Origin of the sequence: Paraburkholderia sp. SIMBA_027, from assembly GCF_046535315.1 — a bacterium.
In the GTDB taxonomy this organism is placed as follows: Bacteria; Pseudomonadota; Gammaproteobacteria; order Burkholderiales; family Burkholderiaceae; genus Paraburkholderia; species Paraburkholderia tropica.
This window is the reverse complement of record NZ_JAWRWY010000108.1, coordinates 1-450: the sequence shown is the minus strand read 5'-3', so window position 1 is coordinate 450 and position 450 is coordinate 1. Positions and strand designations below refer to the sequence as shown.

Annotated in this window: 1 protein-coding gene; it reads left to right on the top strand. The window is 59.1% G+C overall.

The features are described from left to right. Positions 1-450 (top strand): cbb3-type cytochrome c oxidase subunit I (locus tag SB764_RS38345; RefSeq protein ID WP_410866510.1); only part of this gene is annotated, 450 nt, incomplete at both ends.

Sequence of the window (450 nt, the reverse complement as noted above, 5' to 3'; positions counted from 1 at the left end):
CGCCGGTGTCGGCACGACGCTATCGGGCATCAACCTGATTGCGACGATCGTCAAGATGCGCGCGCCGGGCATGACCTTCATGAAGATGCCGGTCTTTACCTGGACCTCGCTCTGCACCAACGTGCTGATCGTCGCTTCCTTCCCGATCCTCACCGCAACGCTCGTTCTGCTCTCGCTCGACCGCTATGCCGGCACGAACTTCTTCACGAACGATCTCGGCGGCAATCCGATGATGTATGTGAACCTCATCTGGATCTGGGGTCACCCGGAAGTTTACATCCTGATCCTGCCGGCCTTCGGCATCTTCTCCGAAGTCGTCGCCACCTTCTCCGGCAAGCGCCTCTTCGGCTACGCCTCGATGGTTTACGCCACCTGCGTCATTATGATCCTGTCCTATCTTGTGTGGCTGCACCACTTCTTCACGATGGGCTCGGGCGCCAGCGTCAACTC